The organism is Teichococcus aestuarii, from assembly GCF_042651065.1.
GTDB lineage: Bacteria > Pseudomonadota > Alphaproteobacteria > Acetobacterales > Acetobacteraceae > Pseudoroseomonas > Pseudoroseomonas aestuarii.
On sequence record NZ_JBHSCH010000143.1, the window covers coordinates 1 to 1,940 of the forward strand.

Consider the following 1,940-nt stretch of genomic DNA (forward strand, 5'->3'; position numbering starts at 1 on the left):
GATCGGCCACACCGTGTGGTGGGGCGGCCAGAACATCGACAAGTTCATCAAGGGCACGATCCAGTACCAGCACGTGCTGGCTGCCGTCACCTCGGCACGGGGCGCCGCGGCCCGCATGGGGCGCCCGCTGCGGGTGGTCATCCGCTGGTGCCAGGGCGAGAACGACACGGACGGTTATCTCGACATGCTGCGCCAACTGCAGGCCGACCTGCGCGAAGACGCGCGTGTGGCGGCCGGCATGTCCAGCCTGCCGGACTTCGTAATCCAGCAGGTGAACGGCAACGCCAACGCGACCACGGGCGTGCAGCGGCCGGTCCTGGCGCAATACCAGATCCTGAAAGAGGGCATCCCGGGCCTCTACGGCTCCGGCCCGATGTATGACTGCCCCCTCGGCGACAATATCCACGCCAGCTATTACGGGCGCATGATCCAGGCCGCGCGTGATGCGCACACGCTCGACGCGATCATGCGGGGGCTGAACCCCCGTGGCCTGCGGCCCACCGGCTTCGCCCGCCTCAGCGCATCAACCGTGCGCATCACGTGGGAGCTGCCACCGGATGCGACGGCGCTCTCCTGGTCGAGCTGGACCCCCGACGCGCCGCAGCGCGGCTTCGAGATCTGGCAGCAGGACGGCACCAATGTGCCGCTCTCGGCCGTGACGATCAGCGGCGCGAAGACGCTGGACCTCGTGGGGGCGGCCGACCTGCCTGCCACGCCACTGCGCATCCGCTCCGCCCTGCAGACGGGTGGCGAAGTGCTGGCCGGCTGGTCCCTCGGCCGGACGGCGCTGGAAGCCGTCACGACCTACCGCAACCATTGGGCGGACCTTGGCCACCCCGTCCCTTCACTTGTCGCCTATCCCGCCATGCGTTTCGAGGAAGCTCTCACATGAGTCGCATCATCGTCGCCACCTCCGTTCCGGGCAGCGCCGCGCCGATCGCCAAGCCGCTCGACCAGCAGATGCTGGAGGACGCCGACCTGCTGCATTGGTTCCGCGCCTATGAACCCGACATGGTGGTCGATGCGGCCACCCGCGACATTCTGCAATGGCGGGATCTGAAGGGCAGCGGGGCATTCCTGAAGCCCGGCACTGCCACCGGCATGGGGCCGTCCAAGCTGGTCGACGGGGTGGTGAACGGCCGCCCCGTCTCCGACCACGCGGCGAACGGCGTGTACCAGTGGGACGGCGGCCCGTCCGCCGTGCCGCAGCCCAACTTCGCCGCCGCCTTTGGCATCGTGGCTTGCGTGCGGGTACCCTACCCCGGGACGGGCAGCGGCCAGATTCTGGCGCGGTTCAACTCGCTCTCGGCGCGGACGCTGCTGCAGATCACCGGCTCGGCCAACGCGCAGACCCCCGGCAGTATCGTGGCCCAGCACGGGAGCGCCTCTATCACCATTCCGTACGCCTGGGGCACCGACGCCAATATCATCATGACAAGCAACGGGACCGAGTTGGCGCTGTGCGTCAACAACCTGTGGAGCCTTCCGACCGCGACCGACAACGGCGCCGGCACCTCGGCCATGGGCATCGGCTCCCTGTACGCGGTCACGCTGGCGCAGCGGTACACCGGCATGCTGTCCAACCTGCAGTTCTATCGGCGGTACCTGTACGGCGACCAGCGCCGGGTGAGCCTGATCCAGCGGTATTTCCAGCGCCTGTACGCCATGTCCTTCACGCCTGCGCGCCGGCCGCTGGTGTAAGCGCCAAAGTCTGCTCCACCGCTATTTCAGCAGCCTCATGAGGCTGCCGCTGTAACCCCTCCTGGTGATCCGCCGCATGGCTCGCATTCTCCGCCAGCACCTATGGAGTAGGAATGATTGCACGAGTGAACGCGGCGCTCCGCTGGGATCCGCGAACCTTCCTGGCCGCCTTCGCGCTCTGGAGCATCCTGTTTAGCATCGGCTGCTTCAGCACAACGCGCATGTTCGACATCCAGCCT

2 protein-coding genes are annotated in these 1,940 nt (G+C 67.6%); both read left to right on the plus strand.

What is annotated here, in order from left to right; genetic code table 11:
* Nucleotides 1-892: hypothetical protein (locus ACFOY6_RS23980; protein WP_379652439.1), on the plus strand; the 892-nt coding region annotated here is incomplete at its 5' end.
* Nucleotides 889-1,701, plus strand: a complete 813-nt coding sequence (locus ACFOY6_RS23985) for a hypothetical protein (protein ID WP_379640636.1) — start codon at nucleotides 889-891, stop codon at nucleotides 1,699-1,701. The genes ACFOY6_RS23980 and ACFOY6_RS23985, both read left to right, overlap by 4 nt.
* The last annotated feature ends 239 nt before the right edge of the window (nucleotides 1,702-1,940 follow it).